We start from the raw sequence: 22,779 nt of genomic DNA on the forward strand, positions 1-22,779 counted from the left end.
CAGGGACGGCAGGGACGGCAGGGACGGCAGGGATGGCAGGGACGGCCTAACCGGACTATCTCGTCTCCGTGACCTTCGCGAGGGCGCGGGGCGCGTCGGGGTCCTGGCCCCGGGCGATCGTCACCTCGTAGGCGAGCAGTTGCAGCGGCAGGATCTCCAGCACCGGCTGCACCTCCTCCGCCACCCCGTCGGTCGGCAGCACGAAGCCGGCGGAGGCCCGGTCGACCTGGGCCTTGGGGCCGACCACCATGAGGTCGGCGCCGCGCCCACGCAGCCGGTCTAGGACGGGCTGGAGCGCCTCGCCACCCCTGCCGTCGGTGACCACGGCGATGACCGGGGAGATGTTGTCGACCATGGCGAGCGGGCCGTGCAGCAGGTCGGCGCCGGAGTAGGCCAGCGCGGGGATGTAGCTGGTCTCCATCAGCTTGAGGGCCGCTTCCTTGGCGGTCGGATAGCCATAGCCACGGGAGGTGATCACCATGCGCTCGGCGAAGCGGTAGCGGGAGGCCAGGGTGCGGATCTCGGCCTGGCGGTCGATCAGCCGGGTCATGTGGTCGGGCAGTACGGCGGCGGCCGAGCCGTCCCCGCCCCGGAGCCCCTCGACGAAGAGGTACAGCGCGAGCAGGGAGGCGGTGTAGGTCTTCGTCGCGGGGAGCGCCTTCTCCGGTCCGGCCATGATGTCGATGTGGTGCTCGGAGACGGCGGCCAGCGGGGAGTCCGGGTTGTTGGTCACGGCGAGGGTGATCGCGCCGGCCTCGCGGGCGGCCTTCGTCGAGGCGACCAGGTCGGGCGAGCCGCCGGACTGGCTGACCGTGATGACGAGGACGTCGCGCAGGTCCGGGCGGGCGCCGTAGGCCGTCGTGGTGGACATCGAGGCGAGGCCGCAGGGCAGGCCGAGCTGGATCTCCAGGAGGTACTTGGCGTAGAGGGCGGCGTTGTCGGAGGTGCCGCGGGCGGTGAGGAGGACGAAGCGGGGCGTGCGGGCGGCGACCTGGCGGGCCACGTCCTGGATGCGCGGGGCACCGGTGGCGAGGAGGCGGCGCAGCACGTCGGGCTGTTCGCGGATCTCGCGGGCCATGATCCGTCCGGGCCGGTCCTGGGCTCGCGGGTCCGAGCGCTCTGACCGATCCGACTGGTCGGGCCTGGCCGCCATGGCCGACTGGTCCGGCTGGCCCGGCCTCGCCCACTTGGCCAACTTGGCCGACTGGTCCGGCTGATCCGACTGATCCGACCCGGCCAACCCGGCCAACCCGGCCGACCCTGCCGACGTGGCCGACGTGGCCGACCTGGCCGACTGGTCCGGCTGATCAGACCGATCCGGCTGATCCGCCGGCTTCCCGGCAGGGCCCGAGGACGGCCCGCCCGGCGGCTGGTCCTGGGGGGCCGGGGCAGAGGGCGTGGCGGGCATGCGGGCACCTCCGGTACATGGGCACGGCCCGGCGCCTGCTGACCCCGGACACCTTCCACCCTCCACTGTGGCCGCCGTCCGTGCGCCCCGCCCAGCGGAAGGGCTTCCCGGGGGACGCGCACCCCGGGCCGACCAGCCACGCAGAGCGCGCCGCGGCTCGGCCGTCCCGCCGTGGCGGGGGCGGTGACGGGGCGGCCTCCCCCTGGGCGGATGTCTCGACGTGCCGTGGGTCGGTGCAGCGCGGAGCATGGACGGGGTGGGGTCCGTGGAGGGCCTGACCGGCAGGGTGTCGCTCTGCTAGATTGGTCTATACCACCGTCTTCTCCAGTCCCCTCTGACCAGAACGGCAGGCCCAGCGTGGAAGTTGTGATCGTTCCGGACGCCAAGGCAGGTGGCGAGCTGATCGCCGAGGCCATGGCCCAGCTGCTGCGACGCAAGCCCGACGCATTGCTGGGGGTGGCCACCGGCTCGACCCCGCTCCCCATCTATCAGGCACTGACGGCCAAGGTGCGCGGCGGCGAGGTCGACGCGTCCAAGGCGCGGATCGCCCAGCTCGACGAGTACGTGGGGCTGCCGACCGGGCACCCCGAGTCGTACCGGGCGACCGTGCTGCGCGAGGTCGTGGAGCCGCTCGGGCTCGGCGAGGGCTCGTTCATCGGCCCCGACGGCAGCGCCGACGACGTGCAGGCCGCCTGCGAGGCGTACGACAAGGCGCTGGCCGAGGCCGGCGGTGTCGACCTGCAGCTGCTCGGCATCGGGACCGACGGGCACATCGGGTTCAACGAGCCGTGTTCGTCGATCGCGTCCAGGACCCGGATCAAGACGCTCACCGAGCAGACGATCACGGACAACGCGCGGTTCTTCGACGGCGATCTGAGCCAGGTCCCGCGGCACGTCATCACGCAGGGCATCGGCACCATCCTGGAGGCGCGGCACCTGGTGCTGCTCGCCACCGGCGAGGGGAAGGCCGATGCCGTCGCCGCGACCGTCGAGGGGCCCGTCGCCTCCGTGGTGCCCGCGTCCGCGCTGCAGCTGCACCCGCACGCGACCGTGGTCGTGGACGAGGCCGCAGCGTCCAAGCTGAAGCTCGCGGACTACTTCCGGCACACGTACGTCAACAAGCCCGAGTGGCAGGGCCTGTAGTCGAGCCGGTCCGCACGTGACGGTGCCGGTCACCCCCGCCCGGGGTGACCGGCACTGTCGGTTCCGCATGTCGGTCAGCCGCCGACGATGACCTCCGCGGCAGCGACCCCGCACACCCGGGCCGCGCCGTACGTGGCGATGTGCAGACCGCCGCGCGGCGACGCCTGCGGGACGCCCATCTCGACGACGACCGTGTCGGGCCGCGCCGCGAGCAGCGTGTCCAGGGCCGCGGCCATCCACGCGTGCCGGTGCTCGTCCCGGACGACCGCGACGATGCGGTGCTCCCCCGCGGCCGCGAGCGCCTGCGCACCGGCCTCGGGCCCCGTGTAGGAACCGGTGGTGGTGCCGGGCAGCAGGCGTTCGAGCTCGGCGCCGACGCCCCACGGGGTCTCGTCGCCGACCGCGATGTTGGCGACCGGCGAGAAGGCGGCCACGTGGACCGGAGCTCCGGCCACCGGCGGGACGTACGCGCCGCGGGTCACCGTGAGCGCGCGGCGCGCGGCGACCAGGCCGATGTCACTGCTGACGCCGCCGCTGCCGGGCACGCCCCCCGGCGCGCCCGGCGTGCGGCCGGTCGGCGCCGAGGTCCACTCCGCGAGGGACCGTACCCGTGCGGCGGCGTCCGCGAGCCGCTCCTCCGGCAGTTCGCCGGCGCGGACGGCGGCGACCAGGGCGTCGCGCAGCCGCAGCACCGTGTCGTCGTCGGCGAGTCCGCCGCCCACGCAGATGGCGTCGGCGCCCGCGGCGATGGCGAGGACGCTGCCCCGTTCGATGCCGTAGGTACCGGCGATGGCCTGCATCTCCATGCCGTCGGTGACGATGAGCCCGTCGTAGCCCAGCTCCTCGCGCAGCAGCCCGGTGAGGATGCGGCGGGACAACGTTGCCGGGCGGTCCGGGTCGAGGGCGGGCACCAGGATGTGCGCGCTCATGACGGCCCGCGAGCCCGCCTCGATCGCCGCGCGGAACGGGGCGAGGTCGCGGGCGTGCAGCACGTCGAGGCCGACGTCGATGCGCGGCATGTCGTGGTGCGAGTCGACGCCCGTGTCACCGTGGCCGGGGAAGTGCTTGGTGCAGGCGGCGACTCCGGCGGCCTGCATGCCGTCGACGTACGCCGCGGTGTGCCGGGCCACCAGGGCCGGGTCGGCGCCGAAGGAGCGGACGCCGATGACCGGGTTGTCGGGGTTGGCGTTGACGTCGGCGGACGGCGCCCAGTTGAGGTTGACGCCGCACTCCGCGAGGCGGCGGCCGAGTTCGAAGGCCACCCCCCGGGTCAGCTCGACGTCGTCGACCGCGCCGAGGGCGTGGTTGCCGGGGAACGAGGAGCCCGTACGGACTTCGAGGCGGGTGACGTCCCCGCCCTCCTCGTCGATGGCGACCAGGACGTCGCCGCGCTCGGACCTCAACTGTGCCGTCAGGGCGGCCAGTTGGTCGGGGGTGGCGATGTTGCGGCCGAAGAGTCCGACCGATGCCAGGCCCTCGCCGAGGCGCCGGAGCAGCCAGTCGGGGGCGGTCGTGCCGGTGAAGCCGGGTTGCAGGACGGTCAGGGCGTCCCGGGTGAGGGTGTCCGTACCGGGTGCGAGTGTCGTCATCGGGTGGCGTTATCCCTTCACGGCGCCGGAGGTGAGACCCGTGGCCATCTTCTTCTGGATGAACATGAAGAAGACCACCACCGGCAGGGCGATCATCGTGGACGCGGCCATCAGCGCACCGTAGTCGGTGCCCCGTTCCGTCGTGAACGTCATGAGCCAGACGTTCAGGGTGTACTTCGAGTCCTCGTTCATCAGGATGTACGCGAACAGGTACTCGTTCCACGCGTTGACGAGGGCGAAGATCGACGAGGCGGCGAGGCCGGGGGCGAGCAGCGGGAAGATGATGCGGCGGAACGCGCCCATGCGCGTGCAGCCGTCGACCATCGCCGACTCCTCCAGTTCCACGGGGATGTTGACCACGAAGCCGCGGATCATCACCGTGGCGAAGGGCAGCGTGGACACGAGGTAGACGACGATTACGCCCCAGTACTCGTTGAGTCCGCCCATGGCGTTGAGCTGTGCGTAGATCGGGATGAGCATCGCGGTCGGCGGCAGCATCTGGACCAGGATCAGGACCATCAGGAGCGCGCGCCGGCCGGTGAAGCGGAAGCGGCCGACGGCGAGCGCCGCGAGGGTCGCGATGATCATGCCGCCGACGACGGCGGTGATCGAGATGATGAGGCTGGACTGGATCGCGGTGCCGAAGTTGGGCTGCTTCACGGCGCGCGCGAAGTTGTCGAAGGTGATCGACGACGGCCACAGCGTCTGGTCGTAGGACCGGATCTCGTGGTTGGGGCGCAGCGCCGAGATGATCAGCCAGTAGACCGGGAAGGCCATCACGACGGCGATGACGAGCCCGAGGACGTTGTAGCCGAGTTTGGTCTTCTTGCGGTCGGGGCGCAGCCCCTCCTTGACCGGTGCGGTGGAGGCGCTCATTCGACCTCTCCTGTCTTCATGAGCTGGCGCAGGTAGTACACGGCCACGCCGGACAGCATCAGTACGGTGATCAGCGCGATGGCGGTGCCCTGGCTGAAGGACGTCGAGGTGAAGGCCTTGGAGAAGGAGTAGAGGCCGAGGGTCTCGTAGTCCGGCTCGGGCTTGTTGCCGCGCAGCAGCCAGATCTGCCCGAAGACGTTGAAGTCCCAGATCACCGAGAGCGTGGTGACCATGATGAAGACGGGCTTGATGACCGGCCAGGTGACGAAGCGGAAGACGCCGAAGGCGGTGGCGCCGTCGAGCTGGGCGGCCTCCTCCAGCTCCGCGGGGACCTGGGTGAGGGCCGCGTAGAGGGTGATCACGACGAACGGGATGGCGCCCCAGATGACCAGGGCGGCGATCACCGTGAAGCCCTGGACCGGGTCGAGGAACCAGTTGTGGCCGAGCCAGTCGTCGCCGGCGAACTTGGCGATGATCGTGTTGACCAGGCCGTAGTCGGAGTCGGCGAGCCAGCGGAAGATCGACGAGGCGACGAGCAGCGGCATCGACCAGGCGGCGATCAGCGCGGTGGTGAGCGTGAGCCGCACCCAGGTCGACAGGCGCATCATCAGCAGCGAGATCAGCAGGCCGATCGCCATGGTGGCGACGACGCAGACCGCCATGAAGACGACGGTGCGCAGGGTGACGCGCCAGAATTCGGGGTCACCGAGGATGTTGGTGAACTGGTCGAAGCCGACCCACGGCGGGCTCTCGCCCGTCCACAGTTCACGCCGTCCCATGTCCTGGAACGACATGATCACGGTCTTGACCAGGGGGTACGCATAGACGGCGGCCAGCGCGACGATCGCCGGCAGGATCAGGAGGTAGGGGAGCAGCGCCCCCTTCTTCCGCTTGGGGCGGCCGGCCCCGGGGGGCTGCTTCGCGAGCGGCCCTCCTTGCGGGGTGTCCGCTGCGGTGAGCGGCGGCCCGGCGGCCTTGGTGTCGGCGGCAGTCACGTGGCTGACCTTCCTCGTTCTCAGCGAAAGGGAGAAAGGGGCCCGGGCGGGACCGGATGATGCACCCGGCCCCGCCCGTCACCCCGGAGCCCTGAAGGCTCAGGACTCCTTGTTGATCAGCTCGTCGATCTTGGCGTCGGCCGTCTTGGTGGCGTCGGCGACGGACTTGCCCTTGAGGATGTCCAGGAGCATGTTCTTCAGGACCTCCTCCTTCTCGATCGCGGTCCAGCCCGGGGCGATCGGCGTGAACCAGGCGCTCTCGACCGCGTTGGCGACGGGGGCCGTCTCCGGCTTGTCCTTCAGCGGCTGCAGCTGCTTGGTGTTGTTCGGGAGGATGTTCTTCGAGGCGAGGACCTCCTCGGACTTCTCGCTCGTGAACAGGGAGATCCAGTCCTCGGCGAGGTCCGCGTTCTTCGACTTCTGCGTGACCGCGAGGTCGGAGCCGCCGATGAAGGACGGCAGGGTCTTGCCGTTCGGGCCGGGCATCGCCGCGGTGCCGATCTTGTCCTTCAGCTTCGGGTTGCCGTTGGCCTTGCCGTCGATGACGGAGCCGGCCTCCCAGCCGTTGCCGTACAGGACGCCGGCCTTCTCGTTCGCCATCACGTTGGCGTGGTCCTGCTCGTCCTTGGTGATGTCGCCCTTGTTGTACTTCTTCACCAGGTCGATGAAGTGCTGGATGCCTTCCTGCGACTTGGGGTCGGACAGGGAGGCCTTCCACTCCTTCGAGCCGTCGTCGTACTTGGCGATCTGGCCGCCGTACGCGGCGACGTACGACATGGCGGCGTACCAGTAGCGGCCCGGCAGGTACAGCGACGAGAAGCGCTTGTCCTTGGCGCCCTGCTTGGCCGTCTCCTTGTCCATCGCCTTGAGGAAGTCGTCCTCGGTGGTGGGCAGCGTGTCGGAGCCGGTGGCCGCCTTCAGCATGTCCTTGTTGTAGATGGCGACGCGCGCACCCGCGTAGTAGGGGACGCAGTACTGCTTGCCCTCGAAGGTGCAGGTGTCCTTGAGGCCCTTGATCCAGGTGTCGCTGTTGTCGTACTTCTTCGGGTCGATCTCGGCGAGCGCCCCGTTGAGGATGTACTGCATCGTCTCGGTGTTGCCGAGCTCGACGACGTCCGGGAACTTGTCGCCGCCGAGGGCGGTGTCGAGCTTCTTGGCCTTGTCCGCCCACTGCTGGTACGCGACGTTGACCTTGACCTTCGGGTACTTCTTCTTGAACTGCGCGTTGACGTCCTTGACCAGCTCGGGCCAGGTGCTCTGCGCGTCGACCATCAGCCAGACCGTGACGGTGCCGGTACGGTCCTTCGGGTCCTTGGCGGCGTTGCTGTCGCCGTCTCCCCCACAGGCCGCCACCGCGGACATCATGGCCGCGACGCCTACGGCCGCTATGAGCTTGCGCTTCATGTCACCCTCCTCAGGGATGCCTGCAACCCCCCACCCACAGCGATGACATACGGCGAGTACGCGCCCACGCACGTGGAGACGTACGTGGTGACGGCTGGTGGGACTGGGACCTGGTCACTAATGGTGTAGACCAGTACCGGGAGCTTGGCCCAGACCAATAGACGTGTCAAGGGTGGCCGAGAAAGGACCGTGCGTCCGTTATCGGAACGACACCCGCCCGCCGGGGCACGGGTGTTGGGCCCGCTCCCACTCGCCCGGCGGCGTGGACTAGACCAGACGGTCACCGGACGGTATAAGGAGGGATCACGGAGCGTGCGGGTGCTCAAGAGGGGACCCGCGGAGCGAGCCGTGCCACGATGTGAGCCGTGGCCGATGGGTACGTCGGTCGCTTCGGCACCGGAGCCGGGAAGGCGGAGCATGAGCACCGACGTCAGCAGTGCGGAGAACGAGAGCGGGGCGCCCGTCCGTACCGCACGCGTGCCCAAGTACTACCGCCTGAAGAAGCACCTGCTCGACATGACGGAGACGCTGCCGCCGGGCACGCCGGTGCCGCCGGAGCGCACCCTCGCCGCCGAGTTCGACACCTCCCGCACCACGGTGCGCCAGGCCCTCCAGGAGCTCGTCGTCGAGGGCCGCCTGGAGCGGATCCAGGGCAAGGGCACGTTCGTCGCCAAGCCGAAGGTGTCGCAGGCGCTCCAACTCACCTCGTACACCGAGGACATGCGGGCGCAGGGCCTGGAGCCGACCTCGCAGCTGCTCGACATCGGGTACGTCACCGCCGACGACAGCCTCGCCGGGCTGCTCGACATCACCGCGGGCGGGCGCGTCCTGCGCATCGAGCGGCTCCGCCTCGCGAGCGGCGAGCCGATGGCGATCGAGACCACGCACCTTTCGGCCAAGCGCTTCCCGGCGCTGCGCCGCAGCCTGGTCAAGTACACCTCGCTCTACACGGCGTTGGCCGAGGTCTACGACGTCCACCTCGCCGAGGCCGAGGAGACCATCGAGACCTCCCTGGCCACGCCGCGCGAGGCCGGCCTGCTCGGCACCGACGTGGGCCTGCCCATGCTGATGCTCTCCCGCCACTCGATCGACGGCTCCGGCCAGCCGGTGGAGTGGGTCCGCTCGGTCTACCGCGGCGACCGCTACAAGTTCGTGGCGCGACTGAAGCGGCCGATGGACTGAGAGGGGCACGGTGCAGCGGCCGATGGACCGAGCGCGGCCCAACTCGCCGTAGCACCAAGCCCGTTCACGGTGTAGCGCACATCACATTTCTGCCCTACGGTCCTCCCGTCACCGCATGGACGGGAGGACGCACCCGTGCGTACAACAACTCCGCGCACCATCATCCTGTGGACCGTCGTCGGGCTCGTCGGCGCGGCCGGCTGGTCCGTGCTCGCGCTCTCCCGCGGCGAGGAGGTCTCCGCCGCGTGGATGGTGGCCGCCGCCCTCGGTTCGTACGCCATCGCCTACCGGTTCTACGCCAAGTTCATCGCGTACAAGGTCCTGAAGGTCGACGCGAAGCGGGCCACGCCCGCCGAGCGGCTGAACGACGGCATGGACTTCCACCCGACCGACCGGCGGGTGCTGCTCGGCCACCACTTCGCCGCCATCGCCGGTGCAGGACCGCTGGTCGGGCCGGTGCTCGCCGCGCAGATGGGGTACCTGCCGGGCACGATCTGGATCATCGTCGGCGTCATCTTCGCGGGCGCGGTCCAGGACATGGTCGTGCTGTTCTTCTCGACCCGGCGGGACGGCCGCTCGCTCGGCCAGATGGCCCGCGAGGAGATCGGCCCGTTCGGCGGGGCCGCCGCGCTGCTCGCCGCCTTCGCCATCATGATCATCCTGCTCGGGGTGCTCGCCCTGGTGATCGTGAACGCGCTCGCCGCCTCGCCCTGGGGCACTTTCTCCATCGCGATGACGATCCCGATCGCCCTGTTCATGGGTGTCTACCTGCGGGTGCTGCGTCCGGGCCGGGTGAGCGAGGTGTCCCTGATCGGCATCGGTCTGCTGCTGCTCGCGCTCGTCGCCGGACGGTGGGTCGCCGAGTCGTCCTGGGCCGACACCTTCACGCTCGCGCCGTCGACGCTGGTCATCTGGATGATCGCGTACGGGTTCGTCGCGTCGGTGCTGCCCGTGTGGATGCTGCTCGCGCCGCGCGACTACCTGTCGACGTTCATGAAGCTCGGCACCATCGCGCTGCTCGCCATCGGCGTCGTGGTCGCGCTGCCGACGCTGAAGATGGACCCCGTCACCGACTTCGCCTCGCGCGGGGACGGACCGGTCTTCGCCGGCTCCCTGTTCCCCTTCGTCTTCATCACCATCGCCTGCGGCGCGCTCTCCGGCTTCCACGCGCTCATCTCGTCGGGGACGACCCCGAAGATGATCCAGAAGGAGACCCAGATCCGGATGATCGGCTACGGCTCCATGCTCATGGAGTCGTCCGTGGCCGTGATGGCCCTGGTCGCCGCCTCGATCATCGACCCCGGGCTCTACTTCGCGATGAACGCGCCCGCCGGGGTCATCGGGGACAGCGTCCAGTCCGCGTCGCACGCGGTGGCCCAGCTCGGCTACTCGATCTCCCCCGACGACCTGGCGCGGGCGGCCGAACGCGTCGAGGAATCCACCCTGTTGTCGCGCACGGGCGGCGCGCCGACGCTCGCCGTCGGCGTCTCCGAGATCTTCTCGAAGGTCACCGGGGGCGGTCTGCGCGCCTTCTGGTACCACTTCGCGATCATGTTCGAGGCGCTGTTCATCCTCACCGCGCTCGACGCCGGCACCCGGGTGGGGCGCTTCATGCTCCAGGACATGCTGGGCAACGTCCACAAGCCCTTCAGGAACGTGAGCTGGAAGCCCGGGCTCGTCCTCACCAGCGGTGTCGTGGTCGGGCTCTGGGGCTACTTCCTGTGGGTCGGCGTGCACGAGCCGCTCGGCGGGATCAACCAGCTCTTCCCGATCTTCGGCATCGCCAACCAGCTGCTCGCCGCCGTCGCCCTGGCCGTCTGCACGACGCTGCTGGTGAAGTCCGGGCGCCTCAAGTGGGCCTGGATCACCGGGATCCCGCTCGCCTGGGACGCCACGGTGACGCTGACCGCGAGCTGGCAGAAGGTGTTCTCATCGGACCCGCGGGTGGGCTTCTTCCAGCAGCGCTCGAACTACCAGGACGCGATCGACGCCGGGAAGGTGCTGCCGCCCGCCAAGAACATGGACGACATGCACACCGTCGTCACCAACTCCACGGTGGACGGCGTCCTTTCGGCCGCGCTCGCCCTGCTCGTCGTCGTGGTCATCGCGGACGCGGCCCGGGTCTGCGTCCGGCACGTCCGCCACCCGGAGTCGTCGCGGCTGAGCGAGGCGCCGTACGTGGAGTCCACGCTGGTGGCACCGGCCGGGCTGGTCCCGAGCCGGCGGGAGAAGGAGGAGGCGCGCGATGCGGGTGTCGGCACTGCTCCGGGCGGCTAGGCACGTGCGCTGGTACATCCGGGAGCTGACGGACGAGACGGCGTACGAGCGGTACGTCACGCACGCCCGCGACCGGCATCCGGGCGCCTCCGTGCCCTCGCGCCGGGAGTTCGAGCGCATGCGGACGGCCCGGCAGGAGAAGGATCCACGGCAGGGGTTCCGCTGCTGCTAGGGGCGCGTCAGGGGCGTGTGCGGTCGGGGGCGTGCGCGAATCGCGACCCGTCCGTTATCCGGACCGGGGTTCCATAGATCAAGACTCTCGCTTAGATTTCCCGCACGTTAAACACGAGATAAGCGTGACCAGCGAGGGGACGGAGCCGCGAAATGTCCGATGCGCCTGAAGTGAAACAACCGGTGATCACGCCGGTCCGCGTGATCATTGCACTCTGCCTTGTCGCACCGTTCGTCGCGATGCTCTGGGTGAGTTCGTACGCGAAGGTCGACCCGGACTTCATCGGGATCCCGTTCTTCTACTGGTACCAGATGCTCTGGGTGCTCATCTCGACCGCGCTCACGATGATCGCGTACAAGCTGTGGCAGCGTGACCAGCGCGGCCGTAAGTCCGCTGGGAGCCAGGCGTGAACAACGGCGTCAACGGTGTCGCACTCACCGTCTTCATACTCTTCTTCGTGGCCGTCACGGTCATGGGCTTCCTGGCCGCTCGCTGGCGCAGGTCCGAGAACGACTCGCTCGACGAATGGGGCCTGGGCGGCCGCTCGTTCGGCACCTGGATCACCTGGTTCCTGCTCGGCGGCGACCTCTACACCGCGTACACCTTCGTCGCCGTCCCGGCGGCGATCTACGCGGCCGGCGCCTCCGGCTTCTTCGCGGTGCCCTACACGATCCTCGTGTACCCGCTGATCTTCACGTTCCTGCCCCGCCTGTGGTCTGTCTCGCACAAGCACGGCTACGTGACGACGTCCGACTTCGTGCGCGGCCGCTTCGGCTCCAAGGGCCTCTCGCTCGCGGTCGCCGTCACCGGCATCCTCGCCACGATGCCGTACATCGCGCTCCAGCTCGTCGGCATCCAGGCCGTCCTCGACGTGATGGGCGTCGGCGGCGGCGAGGGCACCAACTGGTTCGTCAAGGACCTGCCGCTGCTGATCGCCTTCGGCGTGCTGGCCGCGTACACGTACTCGTCGGGTCTGCGGGCCCCCGCGCTGATCGCGTTCGTCAAGGACACGCTGATCTACATCGTCATCGCGGTCGCCATCATCTACATCCCGATCAAGCTGGGCGGCTTCGACGACATCTTCGCCTCGGCCGGGGAGAAGTTCTCGCAGATCAACCCCGCGACCGACAAGCCGGTGGGAGCGCTCGCACCCGGCTCGACGGGCACCTGGACCTACGCGACGCTCGCGCTCGGCTCGGCGCTCGCGCTCTTCATGTACCCGCACTCGATCACGGCGACCCTGTCGTCGAAGAGCCGCGAGGTCATCCGCCGCAACACCACGATCCTGCCGCTGTACTCGCTGATGCTCGGCCTGCTCGCGCTGCTCGGGTTCATGGCGATCGCGGCCGGCGTGAAGGTGCAGAACGGCCAGCTGGCGATCCCGCAGCTGTTCGAGGACATGTTCCCCGACTGGTTCACGGGCGTGGCGTTCGCCGCGATCGGCATCGGCGCCCTGGTGCCCGCCGCCATCATGTCCATCGCCGCGGCGAACCTCTTCACCCGCAACATCTACAAGGACTTCATCAAGCCGGACGCGACGCCCGCCCAGGAGACCAAGGTCTCCAAGCTGGTCTCGCTGCTCGTGAAGGTCGGCGCCCTCGCCTTCGTCCTGACCATGGACAAGACGGTCGCCATCAACTTCCAGCTGCTCGGCGGCATCTGGATCCTGCAGACCTTCCCGGCCCTGGTCGGCGGCCTGTTCACCCGCTGGTTCCACCGCTGGGCGCTGCTCGCCGGCTGGGCGGTCGGCATGGTGTACGGCACGTTCGCCGCGTACGGGGTGGCCTCGCCGACGCAGAAGCACTTCGGCGGCTCGTCGAAGGAGATCCCGGGCATCGGCGAGATCGGCTACATCGGTCTCACCGCGTTCGTCCTGAACGTCGTCGTCACCGTCGTCCTCACCTTCGTCCTGAAGGCCGTGAAGGCCCCGGAGGGCGTCGACGAGACGTCGCCCGAGGACTACACCGCCGACGCCGGCGACAAGGGCGTACAGGTCGAGCTGCCCTCCGTGGGAGCCGGCGCCGGACACTGATCCCCGCCGTCCGCCCCGCGCACCGGGACGAGCCCCCCTCCAGGCCGGAGGGGGGCTCGTCCCTTTACGGTGTCCCGTGACCACCAACCCTGGAGGAACCTTGTCCCTCTCGCCGCGGCCGACCGCGCCCATCGTCCTCGACAGCGACCCCGGCATCGACGACGCCGTCGCCCTCCAGTACCTGCTCGGCACCGGACTGTGGGACCTCAAGGCCTACACGACCGTCGGCGGCAACGTCCCCGCCGAGCAGACCTACCGCAACGGCCGGGCGCTGGCCCGCGCCTTCGGCATCGACGCCGACGTCCCGGTGCACCGGGGCGCGGGCCGCCCGCTGACCCGGCTGCCGTACTCCGCGGCCGGCGAGTTCCACGGCGACGCGGGCCTGGGCGACGTGCGGCTGCCGGACTCGACCGCGGCCGAGCAGACGGAGTCGTCGGCGCAGGCGCTGCTCAGGCTCTCGCGGGAGTACGAGGGCGAGCTGACGGTGTGCGCGACGGGGCCGCTCACCAACGTGGCGCTCGCCCTGGCCGAGGACCCGGGCTTCGCGGCGCGGGTGAAGCGGCTCGTCTTCATGGGCGGGGCCGCCGAGGTGCCGGGGAACATCACGCCGGTCGCCGAGTTCAACGTGTGGGCGGACCCGGACGCGGTGGACCTGGTCGTGTCGTCGGGCATCACGTACACGATGGTCGGGCTCGACGCGACGCACGGCTGGCGGTTCGGGACCGAGGAGCTGGCCACGCTGGAGGCGGCGGGCGACGGCATGGCGCTGTCGGCCCGCCTGATGCGCTTCTACCTGCACGCGTACCAGGAGGCCAACGGCTCCCCGCTGCACGACCCGCTCGCCGTGGGCGTCTGCGCCGACGAGTCGTTCGTGACCGCGGCCGACGGCACGGTCGTCGTGGAGTGCGCCTCCGAACTCACCCGCGGCAAGACGGTGTTCATCCCCTACGACGCCGACTACCCGCGCGCCTACTACCAGGAGTCGCCCCTGGTGAGCGCCCGCACGGCGCACCGCGGCCGGGTCGCCGTCGGCACCGGCCCGCGCAACTTCACGGAGGACTTCGTGAACACGATCCTGAAGCAGCCGGCCACCGGCGTCTGAGGTCACGCGGCGCGTCGGGCGGCCCCACCGCCCGGCGCGCGCCGACACAACATCTGGGCATGCGGCACGCGCCCGGCACAACATGTATGCTCGCTCTCGCTGTCGCCACAGGGGAATCCGGTGCAAATCCGGAACTGTCCCGCAACGGTGAACGTAGGCACGCAAAGCGCCCGCGTGAGTCCGAGGACCTGTCGACGGTACGCCCGGGCCGTCCGGTCCGGGTGTCGACGACGTCCGGGCCTCGCGGAATGGGCCGGTGACGACGGCGCCGCCGTGTGCGCGCCCGAGCCACTCCTCCCCGCAGGCCCCGAGCCGAGCGAGGGAGAGCCTCCACGTGACCATCGCGCCGCCCGCCGAACCGATCCCAGCCGCACCGGAAGACGCTCCGGGTACCGCGCTGCTGCGCACCCTGACCGAGCTGACCGCCGACCTCCCCGACGCCGACCCCGGCCGGGTCGCCGCCGCCGCGCTGCGCGGCCGCAGTGCCCGCGCCGACGAGGCCGAGCTGCGCGAACTCGCCACCGAGGCCGCGGCCGGGCTGATCTCCGAGGACCCCGCGTACTCCCGGCTCGCCGCGCGCCTGCTCACCCTCTCCATCGCCGCCGAGGCCGCCTCGCAGGGCGTCACGTCCTTCACGGAGTCGGTCGCGGTCGGCCACCGCGAGGGCCTGATCGCGGACCGCACCGCCGAGTTCGTCCGCGTGCACGCCGCCCGGCTCGACGCCCTGATCGACCCGGCCGCCGACGACCGCTTCGGCTACTTCGGGCTGCGCACCCTGCACAGCCGCTACCTGCTGCGCCACCCGATCACCCGGCACGTCGTCGAGACCCCGCAGCACTTCATGCTGCGCGTCGCCGCGGGCCTGGCCGAGGACGACTCGGCCCGCGCCCTGGACGAGGTCGCCGCGCTGTACGGCCTGATGAGCCGGCTCGACTACCTGCCCTCCTCCCCCACGCTCTTCAACTCCGGCACCCGGCACCCGCAGATGTCGAGCTGCTACCTGCTCGACTCCCCGCTGGACGAGCTCGACTCGATCTACGACCGCTACCACCAGGTGGCCCGGCTGTCGAAGCACGCGGGCGGCATCGGCCTCTCGTACTCCCGCATCCGCAGCCGCGGTTCGCTGATCCGCGGCACGAACGGGCACTCCAACGGCATCGTGCCGTTCCTCAAGACGCTGGACGCCTCGGTCGCCGCCGTGAACCAGGGCGGCCGCCGCAAGGGCGCCGCCGCCGTCTACCTGGAGACGTGGCACTCCGACATCGAGGAGTTCCTGGAGCTGCGCGACAACACCGGTGAGGACGCGCGCCGCACCCACAACCTGAACCTGGCGCACTGGATCCCGGACGAGTGCATGCGCCGGGTGAACGCGGACGCGCCGTGGTCGCTGTTCTCGCCGGCCGACGTGCCCGAGCTGGTCGACCTGTGGGGCGCGGAGTTCGACGCCGCGTACAGGAAGGCCGAGGCGGACGGCAAGGCCCAGAAGACCATCCCCGCGCGGGACCTGTACGGCCGCATGATGCGCACCCTCGCGCAGACCGGCAACGGCTGGCTGACCTTCAAGGACGCCGCCAACCGCACCGCCAACCAGACGGCGGAGCCCGGCCACACGGTCCACTCCTCGAACCTGTGCACCGAGATCCTGGAGGTGACGGACGACGGGGAGACGGCCGTCTGCAACCTGGGGTCGGTCAACCTCGGCGCGTTCGTCGACGGTTCGGACATCGACTGGGAGCGGCTCGACGAGACCGTCCGCACGGCCGTCACGTTCCTCGACCGGGTCGTCGACATCAACTTCTACCCGACCGAGCAGGCGGGCCGTTCCAACGCCCGCTGGCGTCCGGTGGGCCTGGGCGCGATGGGGCTGCAGGACGTCCTGTTCAAGCTGCGGCTCCCGTTCGACTCCCCCGAGGCCAAGGCGCTCTCCACGCGGATCCAGGAGCGCATCATGCTGGCCGCGTACGAGGCGTCCGCCGACCTCGCCGAGCGCAACGGCCCGCTCCCGGCCTGGGAGAAGACCCGTACCGCGCGCGGCGTGCTGCACCCCGACCACTACGGCGTCGAGTTCACCTGGCCGGAGCGCTGGGCCGCGCTGCGCGAGCGCATCGCCTCGACCGGCATGCGCAACTCGCTGCTCCTCGCCATCGCGCCGACGGCCACCATCGCGTCCATCGCGGGCGTCTACGAGTGCATCGAGCCGCAGGTCTCCAACCTCTTCAAGCGCGAGACGCTGTCGGGCGAGTTCCTCCAGGTGAACTCGTATTTGGTGGCGGAGCTCAAGGCGCTCGGCGTCTGGGACGCGCAGACCCGGGAGGCGCTGCGCGAGTCCAACGGCTCGGTGCAGGGCTTCACCTGGGTGCCCGAGGAGGTGCGCGCCCTGTACCGCACGGCGTGGGAGATCCCGCAGCGCGGCCTCATCGACATGGCGGCGGCCCGCACCCCGTTCCTCGACCAGGCCCAGTCCCTGAACCTGTTCATGGAGACGCCGACCATCGGCAAGCTCTCCTCGATGTACGCGTACGCCTGGAAGTCGGGCCTGAAGACGACGTACTACCTGCGCTCGCGCCCCGCGACGCGCATCGCCCGCGCCGCGGCCCGCGCCACCGTCCCCGTACAGACGGTGTCCGAGGCCGACGCGGTCGCCTGCTCCCTGGAAAACCCCGAGTCCTGCGAGGCCTGCCAGTAATGACCACCCCTGCCACGGAAAAGAACCTGCTCGACCCGGGCTTCGAACTGACCCTGCGTCCCATGCGCTACCCGGACTTCTACGAGCGCTACCGGGACGCGATCAAGAACACCTGGACGGTGGAGGAGGTCGACCTCCACTCGGACGTCGCCGACCTCGCGAAGCTGTCGCCGGGCGAGCAGCACATGATCGGCCGGCTGGTCGCGTTCTTCGCGACGGGCGACTCGATCGTCGCCAACAACCTGGTGCTGACGCTCTACAAGCACATCAACTCCCCCGAGGCGCGGCTCTACTTGAGCCGTCAGCTGTTCGAGGAGGCCGTGCACGTCCAGTTCTATCTGACGCTGCTCGACACGTACCTGCCCGACCCGGAGGACCGGGCGGCGGCGTTCGCGGCGGTGGAGAACATCCCGTCGATCCGCGAGAAGGCCGAGTTCTGCTTCACGTGGATGGACTCGGTCGAGCAGATGGACCGCCTGGAGTCCAAGGCGGACCGCCGCCGCTTCCTGCTCAACCTGATCTGCTTCGCGGCGTGCATCGAGGGGCTGTTCTTCTACGGGGCGTTCGCCTACGTCTACTGGTTCCGCTCGCGCGGCCTGCTGCACGGGCTCGCCACCGGCACCAACTGGGTGTTCCGCGACGAGACGATGCACATGAGCTTCGCCTTCGACGTGGTCGACACGGTCCGCAAGGAGGAGCCGGACCTGTTCGACGACGAGCTGGAGCAGCAGGTCACCGCCATGCTGCGGGAGGCGGTCGAGGCGGAGCTGCAGTTCGGCCGCGACCTGTGCGGTGACGGCCTGCCGGGCATGAACACCGAGTCCATGCGGCAGTACCTGGAGTGCGTCGCCGACCAGCGGCTCCAGCGCCTCGGCTTCGCGCCCGTCTACGGCTCGGAGAACCCCTTCTCCTTCATGGAGCTGCAGGGCGTCCAGGAGCTGACCAACTTCTTCGAGCGCCGCCCCTCGGCCTACCAGGTCGCGGTCGAGGGTTCGGTCGGCTTCGACGAGGAGTTCTAGGGTCCTAGGCCGCCTTGGCGAACCCGGCGCGGCGGGAGGTCTCCTCGGCCTCGCGCCGCGCCTTCGCGATCTCGCGGTCGATGCGGCGGTCGTGCGCCATCCCGTACAGGGACGGGGCGGCGAGGAGGAGGAAGACGACGAGGACGGTGAGGTAGTTCATCGCTGTGTTCATGCCTCTACTGTCGCGCCGCACGGACCGCCCGGGCAGTGGCAGGACCGTCACCGACCCTCGAATTACTGCCAACTCTGCGGCACACTGGGCGACATGCAGAAGGCAGCGACATTGACGAACGTGGCCGCGGTGCTCCTCGACGGCGTGCACCCCTTCGAACTCGGCGTCGTCTGCGAGGTGTTCGGCCTCGACCGGAGCGACGCCGGGCTCCCCGTGTACGACTTCGCGACGGTCTCCGCCGAGGGGCCGACGCTGACCACGCACGTCCCCGGGATGACGATCTCCACCCCGCACGGCCTGGAACGGCTCGCGGAGGCCGACCTCATCGCGATCCCCTCGGCCGGGCGCCGGTTCGACCAGTACCCGCCGGAGCTGCTCGACGCGCTGCGGGAGGCGGTCGACCGGGGCGCGCGCGTACTCAGCCTGTGCGCGGGGGTGTTCGTGCTCGGCGCGGCCGGACTGCTCGACGGGCGCCGCTGCGCGGTCCACTGGCGCTACGCCCGGGAGCTGGCCGTCCAGTTCCCGCGCACCCGGGTCGACCCGGACGTGCTGTACGTCGACGAGGGCCCGGTGATCACCTCCGCCGGCACGGCCGCGGGCATCGACGCCTGCCTGCACATCGTCCGCACCGAGCACGGCTCCGAGGTGGCCAACGCGATCGCCCGCCGGATGGTCGTCCCGCCGCACCGCGACGGCGGCCAGGCGCAGTACGTGGAGCGCCCGCTGCCCGTCTCCCGCTGCGACACGGTGGGCGAGGTGCTGACCTGGATGGAGCGGAACCTGGACGCGCCGGTGACCGTGGAGGAGCTCGCGGCGCGTGCGCACATGTCCCCGCGCACCTTCGCGCGCCGCTTCCAGCAGGAGACGGGCACCACCCCGTACCGCTGGCTGCTGCGCCAACGGGTGCTGCTGGCGCAGGCGTTGCTGGAGGGCACCGACGAGACGGTCGACGCGATCGCGTTCCGCGCGGGGTTCGGCAACGCGGCGGCGATGCGGCACCAGTTCATGAAGGCGTTGGGCACGACGCCCAACGCCTTCAGAAGGACCTTCCGGGTCCGGCTCGCGGGCTAGGGCCTGTCGTCAAACTCCCGTCGTCGCCCGAAGGGCGGCCCCGCGGCGTCTGGTGCGTGCGATCGCAAGGCGCCGGAAGGTCCTGGTAGCGGAGCTACCCGGGCCTTCCGGCAACGCGGCGAGCGTGCGTGCCAGACGCCGCGGGGCAGACGGGAGTTTGCCGACAGGCCCTAGGGCCCTAGCTGCGCGCCTCCACCCTGATCAGCGCCTGCCGGGGCTGGAGCGTGATCCCGATCCGGGGCGTGCCGTCCGCACCGGCGGCCGGCGTCACCCGCCACTTCTGCACGACCGCCCCCAGGACCAGGGACAGCTCGGCCATGCTGAAGTGGTCGCCCGGGCACTTGCGGTTGCCGACGCTGAACGGCGCGTGCGCCGCGGGCGTGACGTCCGCGGCGCGCTCGGGCAGCCAGCGGTCGGGGTCGAACGCCAGGTGGTCGTGGAACGCGCGCGGGTCGCGCTGCATGGCCAGCGGGCTGTAGACGATGTCCGACCCGGCCGGAATGCGATACCCGCCGAGCGTCGTGTCGACGGCGGCGAGCCGCGTCAATATCCAGACGGCGGGCCGTATCCGCATCGACTCGGTGATGAGATTCCGCATATATGCGAGTTCTTTGATGTCACCGAAAGCGACCGGCCGACCACCCGTGACGGATTCGAGCTCCTCGCTCAACCGGCTTTCGTGCTCGGGGTGTTCGGCGAGAAGCTGGAACGTCCACGTCAGCGTCTTCGCCACATTCTCGGCGCCCGCCACGACGAGCGAGACGACTTGGTCGTGCACCTCCTGCTCGTTGACCGTTTCACCATTCTCGTCGCGGTCGTCGAGCAAAGCCGCGAGGAGGTCGTCCGGATTGCTTCCCGGGGCCATTGAAGCCGCCGCGGCCCTTCGCTCGGCGATGATCTCGTCGACCAGCCGATGCAAATCGGCCAGCGCGTTCTCGAATCGCCGATTGGCCGGCAGCGGCATCCGGTACAGCGGCCCGAAGGACAGGATCATCCGCCGGTACAGACCTTCGAACACCGTGTGCAGTGCCGTGCTCAGCCGGTCCGCCCGCTCGTCGATCGACTCGACCCGGAGCACGGAACGCGCCACGATCCGGGTCGCGGTGCGGAACACCTCGGCGCCGATGTCGACGGTCTGTCCGTCGCTCCAGCGCGCGGCCATCGCGCGCGCCTCGTCCTCCATCACGACCGCGTAGTCGTGGATGCGGTCCATCCTGAACGCGGGCTGGATCGCCCGGCGTTGACGTCGGTGCAGCGGCCCGTTGCTGGTCGCCACGCCCTTGCCCAGCAGGACGCCCATGGTCTCCCACAGCGGCCCGCCGACCAGGAAGTCCGGGCTCTTGAGGAGCGTGGCGACCAGCTCCGGGTCGCACACCGCGTAGGCCGTCTTCGGGCCCAGTTTCAGCCGGACGACGTCGCCGCCGTCGCGCAGCTCCGTCAGGAAGCCCAGCGGGTCGCGCAGCAGGTTCCAGGCGTGGCCCAGGAGCGGCGCGCCACCGGGGGCGGGCGGCGGCTGCTCGGGGCCGGTGCTCGGCGCGGGGGCCGGCAGCGTGGACTCGACGGTCATGCGCACTCACCTACTTGATCCGTCTGTTCCGTGGGTTCGGTGTCGGTGATGTACGGCGGAGTGGCGCGATCGTCCCAGCTGTCCACCGCGTACCGCCCCGATTCGTGATGGAACCAGTACACGGAACTGAACCAGTTCCGCATATTCGACATGCACGACCTGATGGCGTCCGCGAGTTCCTTTCCGTGCGGTCCGATATTCTCGGTCGCGGCCGCGAGACGCTCGACCTCGATCTCCGCGTCGAGGAAATCGGTGATGGTTCCCTCGATCCTCCTCCGCACTTCTACGATCGCCTCCTGAAGGGAAAGCCCTTCGTGTTTGATGAGGCTGATTCCGAGGTTGTGCAGTTCCTCTCCCGCGAGTTCTTTCGGAAGGGAGCAGAGGTCGTTGTACCAGGCGGCGAAATCCTGGCAGGCAAGCGCCGCGCGCGTAAATGCTTCGTTCTTCCGCACCCAGGTGGGGAGTTCGTGCTGGGCGGCCGGCTCCAACAGGTCGACCCATATCCAGTGCGCGAACGTATTCCGGCGCAGAGCGATGTACTCGTCGACGGACGGGATCGTTCCCGTCATTCGGTTGCGGAACTCCTGGTCGTACGCGTCGATCACCACGTGGAAGTGGCGGGCGAACCGGGCGTTCCACGTCCGGCCCAGCGAGCCGTAGAGCCGCTCGAGACTTTCCGCGAAGCCCGCGACCAGCGGGTCCCTGTGGTCCAGGTGAAGCTGCGGGGCCTCGGTGGCCGCGTGCAGCTGGACGGCGAGCCGCCGCCAGCTCGCCGTCCTTCCGTGGATCACGTCGCGGTCGTGGCGGTCGTCCCAGACGAAGAACCACGCGCTGTAGTCGCATATCGCGGCCAGCACGTCGTTGGGAGCACCAATGTAGTAGCCCGCCATCAGGTCCGTGTAGCACAGGCCATCGGCATATTTCTCCACCTTGTCGGCGGACATGAGCCGTTTTTCGAGCAGCCAGGAGCGGGTCTTCTCCTGGAGCTTTGGCCAATACGGGTGGAGATTGCGAGGAAACGCGTCCTCGATCACCGGAAGCGCCAGCGCCGGTGGGACCGCTGTCTGTGGATAAGCAGGCACGAACAAACCCCTCTCTGCCGCCTGAAGGCGTACGCCCCTCCCGCAGTGCCGGGCGCGCGCCGTTGCGTATCCCCGCGCTTTCTATTCAGCACTACAACTGACCGTTCTGGGAACGGATTTGCTCCCCTCACTACCCCTCGTCACCGGATTCGTCCCCTTACATGACCGAATATGGATCTCCGACGGCCGGTCCTGTTCGCACACGCGGGCGTACGCGGGTGTGTGCGGGTGTCGACGGGTGTTCCGCGAGCGTCTGTGGGCGCACGAGAGAGCGGCGCCTGGCCGGAATCATCCGTACCAGACGCCGCTCGGGGACCAACGGGCCTGAAGGGCTCAGTCGTTGGGGACCACGGGGTAGCGCGGGGTCCCTTCCTCCATCTGCTTCAGCGCGTTCTTGCGCTCGCGCTTCGACAGCCGGTCGATGTACAGGTAGCCGTACAGGTGGTCCGTCTCGTGCTGCAGGCAGCGCGCGAAGTAGCCGGTGCCGCGCACGGTGATCGCGTTGCCCTTCTCGTCCTTGCCGGTGACCACCGCGTAGTCGGGGCGGGCGAGTTCGGCGTACGCGGTCGGCACCGACAGGCAGCCCTCGTTCGAGTCGTCGAGGCGGCGCTGGTCGGCGGGCAGCTCCTGGAGGACCGGGTTGCAGACGACGCCGGTGTGGCGCACGCCCTCGTCGTCCGGGCAGTCGTACACGAAGACCTTGAGGTCCACACCGATCTGGTTGGCGGCGAGACCGACGCCCTCGGCGGTGCGCTGGCTGGCGAACATGTCGTCGACGAGCTTGGCGAGCTCGTCGTCGAAGGCGGTCACGTCCTTGCACTCCTTGTGCAGGACGGGGTTGCCGACCACGGTGATGGGCCGCGACGTGCCCCGCTCGCGGTACGCCGCCTCCCGTGCCTCACAGTCCTCCGTGTCGATGACGAAGCCCTCGTCGTCCACGGGGAGCACGCCGGAGTGCTGCTGATCGGTGTCCTGCTGGGCCATGACCGGAGTAAGCCTTCC

19 protein-coding genes and 1 riboswitch are annotated in these 22,779 nt (G+C 69.8%); of the genes, 10 read left to right on the forward strand and 9 right to left on the reverse strand.

Features of this window, described 5'->3' with window-relative positions; all coding sequences use genetic code 11:
• Positions 1-55: 55 nt before the first annotated feature.
• Positions 56-1,078 (reverse strand): SIS domain-containing protein, encoded by a 1,023-nt coding sequence (locus RBJ77_RS15620; protein WP_372345577.1) that lies wholly within the window; start codon positions 1,076-1,078, stop codon positions 56-58.
• A gap of 687 nt (positions 1,079-1,765) precedes the next feature.
• Here RBJ77_RS15620 and nagB point away from each other — a divergent pair.
• Positions 1,766-2,551, forward strand: a complete 786-nt coding sequence (gene nagB, locus RBJ77_RS15625; protein ID WP_255971992.1) for a glucosamine-6-phosphate deaminase — start codon at positions 1,766-1,768, stop codon at positions 2,549-2,551.
• Positions 2,552-2,625: 74 nt separating this feature from the next.
• On the opposite strand, the gene RBJ77_RS15630 is transcribed toward nagB, so the two are convergent.
• From RBJ77_RS15630 to RBJ77_RS15645, 4 genes are all read right to left on the reverse strand, one after another.
• Complete coding sequence (locus RBJ77_RS15630) at positions 2,626-4,140, reverse strand: glycoside hydrolase family 3 protein (protein WP_372345578.1); 1,515 nt, start codon at positions 4,138-4,140, stop codon at positions 2,626-2,628.
• Positions 4,141-4,149: 9 nt separating this feature from the next.
• Positions 4,150-5,016 carry a carbohydrate ABC transporter permease gene (locus tag RBJ77_RS15635; RefSeq protein ID WP_255971996.1) on the reverse strand — a complete coding sequence of 289 codons (867 nt, stop codon included), beginning with the start codon at positions 5,014-5,016 and terminating at the stop codon, positions 4,150-4,152.
• The gene (locus tag RBJ77_RS15640) at positions 5,013-5,891 is read right to left on the reverse strand and encodes a carbohydrate ABC transporter permease (RefSeq protein WP_372345614.1); all 879 of its coding nucleotides are present in this window, start codon (positions 5,889-5,891) and stop codon (positions 5,013-5,015) included. The genes RBJ77_RS15635 and RBJ77_RS15640 overlap by 4 nt, the downstream gene beginning before the upstream one ends.
• 219 nt (positions 5,892-6,110) lie before the next feature.
• Positions 6,111-7,415 (reverse strand): sugar ABC transporter substrate-binding protein, encoded by a 1,305-nt coding sequence (locus RBJ77_RS15645; RefSeq protein ID WP_255972000.1) that lies wholly within the window; start codon positions 7,413-7,415, stop codon positions 6,111-6,113.
• 417 nt (positions 7,416-7,832) lie between these two features.
• Between RBJ77_RS15645 and RBJ77_RS15650 the strand changes: the two genes are divergently transcribed.
• The 8 genes from RBJ77_RS15650 to RBJ77_RS15685 all read left to right on the forward strand — a co-directional run bounded on the left by RBJ77_RS15650 (position 7,833) and on the right by RBJ77_RS15685 (position 17,885).
• The gene (locus RBJ77_RS15650) at positions 7,833-8,597 is read left to right on the forward strand and encodes a GntR family transcriptional regulator (RefSeq protein WP_365562860.1); all 765 of its coding nucleotides are present in this window, start codon (positions 7,833-7,835) and stop codon (positions 8,595-8,597) included.
• Positions 8,598-8,732: 135 nt separating this feature from the next.
• A complete protein-coding gene (locus RBJ77_RS15655) occupies positions 8,733-10,874 on the forward strand; it encodes a carbon starvation CstA family protein (protein ID WP_372345579.1) in 2,142 nt (713 codons plus the stop codon).
• Positions 10,843-11,046, forward strand: coding sequence for a YbdD/YjiX family protein (locus RBJ77_RS15660; RefSeq protein WP_372345580.1), 204 nt, complete (start codon positions 10,843-10,845; stop codon positions 11,044-11,046). The genes RBJ77_RS15655 and RBJ77_RS15660 overlap by 32 nt, the downstream gene beginning before the upstream one ends.
• A gap of 152 nt (positions 11,047-11,198) precedes the next feature.
• Positions 11,199-11,456, forward strand: a complete 258-nt coding sequence (locus RBJ77_RS15665) for a DUF3311 domain-containing protein (protein WP_255972007.1) — start codon at positions 11,199-11,201, stop codon at positions 11,454-11,456.
• Positions 11,453-13,078 carry a monocarboxylate uptake permease MctP gene (mctP, locus tag RBJ77_RS15670; RefSeq protein WP_372345581.1) on the forward strand — a complete coding sequence of 542 codons (1,626 nt, stop codon included), beginning with the start codon at positions 11,453-11,455 and terminating at the stop codon, positions 13,076-13,078. The genes RBJ77_RS15665 and mctP overlap by 4 nt, the downstream gene beginning before the upstream one ends.
• A 100-nt stretch (positions 13,079-13,178) precedes the next feature.
• Positions 13,179-14,180 (forward strand): nucleoside hydrolase, encoded by a 1,002-nt coding sequence (locus RBJ77_RS15675; RefSeq protein ID WP_372345582.1) that lies wholly within the window; start codon positions 13,179-13,181, stop codon positions 14,178-14,180.
• Positions 14,181-14,291: 111 nt separating this feature from the next.
• Positions 14,292-14,369, forward strand: a riboswitch (cobalamin riboswitch).
• Positions 14,370-14,514: 145 nt separating this feature from the next.
• Positions 14,515-16,866, forward strand: a complete 2,352-nt coding sequence (locus RBJ77_RS15680; protein ID WP_372345583.1) for a ribonucleoside-diphosphate reductase subunit alpha — start codon at positions 14,515-14,517, stop codon at positions 16,864-16,866.
• Positions 16,866-17,885, forward strand: a complete 1,020-nt coding sequence (locus RBJ77_RS15685; protein WP_372345584.1) for a ribonucleotide-diphosphate reductase subunit beta — start codon at positions 16,866-16,868, stop codon at positions 17,883-17,885. Before RBJ77_RS15680 ends, RBJ77_RS15685 begins: the two co-directional genes overlap by 1 nt.
• 4 nt (positions 17,886-17,889) lie before the next feature.
• Here RBJ77_RS15685 and RBJ77_RS15690 read toward each other — a convergent pair whose 3' ends face one another.
• The gene (locus RBJ77_RS15690; RefSeq protein ID WP_255972017.1) at positions 17,890-18,057 is read right to left on the reverse strand and encodes a hypothetical protein; all 168 of its coding nucleotides are present in this window, start codon (positions 18,055-18,057) and stop codon (positions 17,890-17,892) included.
• Positions 18,058-18,150: 93 nt separating this feature from the next.
• Between RBJ77_RS15690 and RBJ77_RS15695 the strand changes: the two genes are divergently transcribed.
• A complete protein-coding gene (locus RBJ77_RS15695; RefSeq protein ID WP_372345585.1) occupies positions 18,151-19,128 on the forward strand; it encodes a GlxA family transcriptional regulator in 978 nt (325 codons plus the stop codon).
• 178 nt (positions 19,129-19,306) lie between these two features.
• Here RBJ77_RS15695 and RBJ77_RS15700 read toward each other — a convergent pair whose 3' ends face one another.
• From RBJ77_RS15700 to def, 3 genes are all read right to left on the reverse strand, one after another.
• A complete protein-coding gene (locus RBJ77_RS15700) occupies positions 19,307-20,695 on the reverse strand; it encodes a cytochrome P450 (protein ID WP_372345586.1) in 1,389 nt (462 codons plus the stop codon).
• On the reverse strand, positions 20,692-21,729 hold the full coding sequence (locus RBJ77_RS15705) for a multidrug MFS transporter (protein WP_372345587.1): 1,038 nt from the start codon (positions 21,727-21,729) through the stop codon (positions 20,692-20,694). The genes RBJ77_RS15700 and RBJ77_RS15705 overlap by 4 nt, the downstream gene beginning before the upstream one ends.
• Positions 21,730-22,110: 381 nt before the next feature.
• Positions 22,111-22,761 carry a peptide deformylase gene (gene def, locus RBJ77_RS15710; RefSeq protein WP_372345588.1) on the reverse strand — a complete coding sequence of 217 codons (651 nt, stop codon included), beginning with the start codon at positions 22,759-22,761 and terminating at the stop codon, positions 22,111-22,113.
• Positions 22,762-22,779: the final 18 nt, after the last annotated feature.

Source organism: Streptomyces sp. KL116D, assembly GCF_030766975.1.
GTDB lineage: Bacteria > Actinomycetota > Actinomycetes > Streptomycetales > Streptomycetaceae > Streptomyces > Streptomyces longispororuber_A.